General features: G+C 54.4%; 3 protein-coding genes and 1 pseudogene. All 4 read left to right on the forward strand.

The genetic code is table 11. The features are described from left to right. Positions 1–940, forward strand: a 940-nt coding sequence (locus PAT3040_RS11355; protein WP_146200404.1) for a GGDEF domain-containing protein, incomplete at its 5' end; no start/stop codon positions are given. Positions 941–948: 8 nt separating this feature from the next. Next, entirely contained in the window at positions 949–2,175 is a 1,227-nt protein-coding gene (locus tag PAT3040_RS11360; RefSeq protein ID WP_108992743.1) for an EAL domain-containing protein, read from the forward strand. A gap of 152 nt (positions 2,176–2,327) precedes the next feature. Next, positions 2,328–4,925: a winged helix-turn-helix domain-containing protein gene (locus PAT3040_RS11365; RefSeq protein ID WP_108992744.1), complete on the forward strand. Its 2,598-nt coding sequence runs from the start codon at positions 2,328–2,330 to the stop codon at positions 4,923–4,925. A 113-nt stretch (positions 4,926–5,038) separates the two neighbouring features. After that, positions 5,039–6,616 (forward strand): annotated as a pseudogene (locus PAT3040_RS11370) (hypothetical protein); the annotation flags it as partial.

Here is a 6,616-nt window from a genome sequence, read left to right on the forward strand (position 1 = left end):
TCCCGTCCCCTTGTTCGAATGCAACGCGAAAGTATCCGAAGTCGCCAATTTGTTCGACGCCAATCCGAACGTGCAAGGTGTCATTATCGTTAAGGATAGCCGCCCAGCCGGGGTCATCATGAGAGATAGGCTTTATCAGCAGTTGGCCGGCCAATTCGGTCATGCCTTGTATGCCAGCCGTTCCGTTGAGCTTGTTATGGATCGCGATCCGCTTATCGTCGAAGAACATACGCCGGTCGAGAGGGTGTCTCAGCTGGCGATGTCAAGGGATGAGTCCAGATTGTACGATATTGTCGTGATGGTCAAGGGTGGCATCGTCATGGGAGCGGCGACGATCCGAGGCATTCTGGAGTGCATGACGGCACTCCGCACCGAGGAAGCCCGAATTGCGAATCCATTGACGGGATTGCCGGGCAACTCGGGGATTGAAGCGGAATTATCGCGCAGAATCGCGAATCGGGAGCCGTTTTCGGTCGTATACGCGGATCTGGATTATTTCAAATGGTTTAACGATTGTTTCGGCTTCGCCCGCGGAGACGAGCTGATTCGATACTTGGCCGAGCTTATGGTAGGAGAGTTCGCAAACAGCGACAGCCGGCAATTTTTTGTAGGTCATATCGGCGGTGACGACTTCATTGGCGTCGTGGATCCTCCGTACGCGGAAAGCGTATGCGAGCGTTTGATCGAAGCTTTCGACGGCGGCGTCCATCGGTATTATGGCGGAGTCGATATTTCCGTCGTGGAGAATCGTCAAGGACAGAAGGTGGAGCAGGACGGCGTCACCTTGTCGTTGTCGCTGCTCCAATGCGACGGAACCGGAGAGATGAAACTGGAGGATATATCCGTAAGTGCAGCCAGATTGAAGAAGAGAGCCAAATCGATCAAAGGCAGCGTATATGTCGCCGGTGAATGGAAAAACAGCCAGCCGAGAGAGAAGTGAGATGATTTATGGAGCAGCACGAAGTATGGGGGAGCGGGCGAAGAGGCCTTTCAGCCCAGCCGCAGCGGCGTAATTACTTGGCCGTGATCGGATTAATGTGGGACGGGACAAGTCCGGATGCGAAGACGAGCAAGACAGAGCGCGGAGAGCTGCAGCAAGCTTGGGCTAGCTTCGCTGAACGTTCGATCGGCGACTTCGTACCTTCTTCCGACGTTCGGGGTCAACATCAATGGTTGGCGAATGACCTGTTCATTTCGTTCCAATTCCATTCGAACGACGAAGAACATCCGGAGTACGAATTGAGCGCGCATGCGGTACGTACGGCAAACAGACTTGAACTAGCCTTCCGCGAAGAGCGGGAGAGACTGTCCGGCTTCCATCCTGGCGGCAAGCTTCGCGTCGGATTAGGCGCTCTGGCATGCGAGTCGGAATCATGCGTAGACGGACTGTATTACGAAGCCATGAAGCAGGCGATCGTAAACGCCCAAGTCGAAGGCGGCGCCGAACGGTTGCTTCGGGACAGTTATTTTAAGGAGCTGCTAACCGCAAGATCGTTATACCCCGTGTATCAGCCCATCTTCTCGCTTAAGCAAGGCGAAGTGTTCGGCTATGAAGCATTGACCCGTCTGCCCGTCAACAACTACTTCCGGGGTCCCATGGATCTGTTCCGGTTCGCGGAGGAAAGCGGCGGTGTCTATCGGCTGGATCGCCTGGCGCGGGAGCTTGCGATCGACGGATGTTTGAGGCTCGGACAAGGACAGAAGCTGTTTATCAATGTCATGGCGCAAATTATGGAGGACCCGCGTTTCTCGCCGGGCCGCACGATCAGTCTGCTGGAGGAGCATCATCTGTCCCCGCATCAGGTCGTTTTCGAAATTACGGAGCGAAGCTCCATCGAAGACTACCCTTCCGTTAAGAAGGCGCTTCAGCATTATCGCAGCCAAGGCTATCGCATCGCGATCGACGATGTGGGAGCGGGCTATTCCTCGCTGCAATCCATCGTGGAGCTGAGACCGGATTACATGAAGGTAGACCGGTCTATCATTCAGAACATACATAAGGACGAAGTGAAGGAGCATATCCTGACGACGCTGCAGGATGTAGCCGGCAAGATCGGCGCGGAATTGATTGCCGAAGGCATCGAACGCAAGGAGGAGCTGGACAAGCTGCTCCACATGGGAATCCCGTTCGCGCAAGGTTATCTGCTGGGACGGCCGGCGCCATTTCCGGCATGATTGCATGAGCTTTGTTACGATAGAAAATGACCAGTTTCTCCGTTATGGGGGAGGCTGTTTTTTCTTTTCCAAGGTTTGCGGAAGTCTCCCCCTACAGTTGCAATAGGTGTAGAATGGTAAAATACATAGAAACTGTGACGAGGATGGTTTTCATGAACCGCGAGAAGAACGACAACTATACGGTGCTCTTATCTAAACTGCATATACCACAGCCCCTGTCTCATTCCGTGCCCCGCCCCCATTTGATAGCGAGATTAAATGAAGGGTTATCCTTCAAGGCAACTTTCCTTATCGCTCCGGCAGGCTACGGCAAAACGACTTTAATCGCCGATTGGGCTCGGCAAGTACAAGCGGCAGTCGGATGGTTGTCGCTGGATGAGAAGGATAATGACTTGGTTCGATTCTGGAACTACATGACGAAGGCGCTCGAGCAGGCGCTCGGGGGCTTGCCCGATTCTATTGGGGTAGTTGCCTCCACATTGAGCCCCGGCCAGTACGAGCCGTTTCTCGTCGCCCTGCTAAATGAATTGAACAGTGTGCGTGAGCCGCTGGCAATCTTGCTGGATGATTGGCATGTCATCACCGATAAGGACATTATCGCTTCTGTTTCGTATTTCCTGGAGTATCTTCCGCCTTCCGTGCATCTTATATTCGCCAGCCGGAGCTTGGCCGGCTTATCGAAGGCGAGATGGATCAGTCGGGGGTGGACCCAGGAAATTAACGTCGAGCAGCTTCGTTTCGATCTGCGGGAGACGGTGGACTTCTTCCGGATCTTCGCAGCACGGGAGATGCGAAGGGAGCAAGTTGAGCGGCATCTGGCCATAACCGAGGGATGGGTGACGGGACTGAAGCTGATTTCGTTGTCACTGCGTTACGGAGATTGGACGGCGGAATTCGGACTCAGCCATTCCGGGAACGGCAAACATGTTGAGCAGTTTCTGCTGGAGGAAGTCTTCGAAGCGCTGGATGGTCCCACCCGGCAATTTCTGATGAACATATCTGTACTTCAGAGGATGAATGGACCATTGAGCGAAGCGGTGGGCGGGGAGAACGGCTCGGAGAAGCTCGCGAAGCTGGTTGACGCCGGCCTGTTCCTCATCCCGCTGGATGAGGACAAGACCTGGTTTCGATTACATCATCTATTCTGCGAGTTTCTGAAGAAGCAGCAAAGACGCTGCGATCCCGGCAAGACGGAAGAGCTGAACCGTGCGGCTGCGGTATGGTGCGAGTCGCACGAGCTGTTGGAGGAGGCCGTGGACTACTACCTGGCCGGATACGAATATACGGAAGCCATACGTCTGCTTGAACAGATGCGGAGCATTATGATTCGCAGGGAATTTCAGGCGCTCAGAGTATGGCTGTCTGCCATCCCCGAGCAACTGCTGATGCAGCATCCATATCTCTACTTTTCGTACATCTTCTCCTTGTTGTGGGCTCATGAGCTCGATCCGGCGGAACAACATTTGCAACTGGCCGAGCAGCACTTTGAGACCTCTTCGGCAAGCTGGAGCCTGGAGGATAGGAATCGCTATTTGGGTTATTTGTATTTCGTCCGGAATTTCAAGGCGACCCAGTACGATATGGATATGATTTCGGGACTGGAATACATCCGACTGTCGCTTCGACATAGCCCGGAAGGAACGGATTTGATTTTTGCATCCCCTTACTTGCCTCTGGCTCCATCCATCTACCGATCGTACAATGGCAAACGCGGCAAACATTTGCCAAGGGAGCTGTCGGACAATTTTTTCAAGAGCATGATCGATTTCATGAGACTGATGGGCCTGCAGGATTCGATTCTGGTTTGTTATGGAGAATTGTTTTACGAAAGGGGCGAGCTGGAGCAGGCGGAGCATTATTTGAAGCTGGGACTCGCGGGCAACAGCCAGACTCATTATCAGCCGGAGAAGGTGTATGTTCCCGCAAGCTTGTTCCTGTCGCGAATCAGCAAAGCCAGGCAAGACTTCGCGCAAGCCGAGAAATGGCTGGAGGAGGCTGGCCGAAGGTCGCTGAAGGATGGAGCGGAAGCCGCGTCGATCCTGATCGAAGCGGAGATGTCCGCCCTGCGGATGGACCAGGGTGATCCCTCCGCGGCTGTCCGGTGGATGGAGCGCTACAGGCTCTCGGCGGATGATCCGGTATCCGTCTACCAATTGTTCGTTTATATTTTCCTCGGCAGGGTGTTGATGGAGACCGGTCATCGACAGGAGGCGTGGTCTCTATTGGAGAAGCTGCTCCTGATAGCGGTGAAAGGCCATCGTCCGATGGAAGCGTTGGACATTCAAATTCTTCAGGCGATCATGCTGCGTCAAGCGGACAAACCGGAGGAGGCGCTGCTGAAGTTGGAAGAGGCGCTGAAATACGGCAAACCCGACGATTATGTCCGCGTGTTCGTAGACAAAGGCGAGCGGGTCGCGGAACTGCTCTCGGAGTACATCGGGCAGCGGCAGAAAGGAAATATTCGGGACAACAACGCGCCTTCGCTCGCCTATGTGCGCAAAATTTTGTCATGTTACGGTGGAACCAAGCTCTTGTCCATTGAATCACCCCCTGCGTTGGAGTCCTTGCTGACTCCGAAGGAGTATACGGTATTTCGCTATATGGAGGAAGGGATGGACAATCAGGCTATCGTCGGAACGCTTGGTATCAGCATGGGTACTCTGAAGGCGCATATCAATCGCATTTACAGCAAACTCCAGGTAAAGAACCGTATAGAAGCGATTAAACGGGGCAAAGAATTGCAGGGGTAACGGCTCATCTATAACCAGTCCTATAACCGCGGTTAGGTTCGCCGGGTAGCGGATTTCGATATAATTCGTTATATATCGACGCTATCGAGCGACAAAAGGAAGGATAGGATCCAATGAAGCTAAAGCAATTCCTCTCATGTATAACGATCATTCTGTTAGTGACGGGAATTTTCCCGTTACAGGTTTTCGCCGCCTCGGATGCCGCAATGACCGGGGATGGTTCACCAGCCAATCCTTATATAGTTATGACGCTGGAACAGTTGAACGCCGTGCGGAATAATTTGACGTCGCATTATAAGCTCGGGGCGGATATCGACGCCTCGGAGACGGCCGGCTGGAACAGCGGAGAAGGTTTCGAGCCGGTCGGCGGCAACGGCAATGCCGCCAGCCGGTTCACCGGAACTTTCGACGGAGCGGGACATGTCATCCAGAACCTCACCGTCAATCGGCCCATGACCGAGTTCGTCGGCCTGTTCGGGATCGTCGGTTCCGGCGGAATGATAAGAGACGTCGGCCTTGTCGGAGGTTCCATTACCGGGAATAGCGTAACAGGCGGACTCGTAGGGTACGGCGTCACTGGCAGCTCGATCAGCTCGTCCTACTCCAGCATCGCTGTTAACGGCTCTGTTCATGTAGGGGGCTTGACGGGACGACATGACGGTGCAGTGAGCGATTCCTACGCGACCGGTCCCGTTAGCGGTACAGCCGTAGTCGGCGGGCTTGCGGGCGATTTGGAAGGCGCGGATGTCATCCGGTCCCACGCCTCGGGCGAAGTTAATGCTAGCGGGGGGCATGCGGGAGGTTTGGCGGGGATTAACGCAGGTTCTACAATCATTCAGTCTTATGCGATTGGCGCCGTAAACGGTATAGATACGGCCGGCGGGCTGGTAGGGATGACGGATTATGGCTTAATACGGCAGTCTTACGCCAGCGGCGCCGTTAACGGCAGCGGTTACGCCGGCGGTCTGGTTGGCAGCAATAATGGCGCGTTAATCGAACAAAGTTTCTGGGATCAGGAGGCTGCCGGACAGAGCGGCGCTTGCGGCAACAATACCGATGGTTACGGCGTAACTTGCCCATCGACTGGTCTCGCCACGATGCAGGCTCTTGTACCAAACAGCTATTCCGGCTGGGATTTCACCAATGTCTGGTTTATGATCGAAGGTTCGACTCGACCGTTTCTGCGTTCCGAGTGGTCGCAGACGATTACGAATACGCATCAATTGCAATTAATGATGATGAATCCTGGCGTGAATTATACGTTGGCCCGGGACATTGATTTCGGGACCGTGTTCACGGATAGCAGCCGCTCCGACATGTGGGCGACCCGCCCCGGAGAGGGCTCCGGTTTTGCGCCGGTCGGCAGCATGAGCAATCCTTTTGCCGCAGAGTTCGATGGTTCGAACCATCTGATCGAAAATATGGTGATTAACCGGCCGGATACCGACTTCGTCGGCATGTTGGGCTATCTCGGTTCCGGCGGCGTCGTACGAAATGTGGGGCTTGAAGGCGGCTTCGTCAGCGGGAGATCTTCCACGGGAGGTCTGGTCGGCGAGAGCTATGGAGGTACTATTGCACAATCCTATTCATCGGTCGACGTTAGCGGAACCAATAATGTTGGCGGAGTGGTTGGACAGAACAATATCGGAGGCATCGTCAGTCAGTCCTTCGCGACCGGCAGCATTGCCGGT

The sequence above is a fragment of the Paenibacillus agaridevorans genome, from assembly GCF_003112455.1.
GTDB lineage: Bacteria > Bacillota > Bacilli > Paenibacillales > Paenibacillaceae > Pristimantibacillus > Pristimantibacillus agaridevorans.

Excerpts from the sequence above, each read along its gene's own strand:
- PAT3040_RS11360 (WP_108992743.1), top strand. The coding sequence starts at position 949 with ATGGAGCAGCACGAAGTATGGGGGAGCGGGCGAAGAGGCCTTTCAGCC.
- PAT3040_RS11365 (WP_108992744.1), top strand. The coding sequence starts at position 2,328 with ATGAACCGCGAGAAGAACGACAACTATACGGTGCTCTTATCTAAACTG.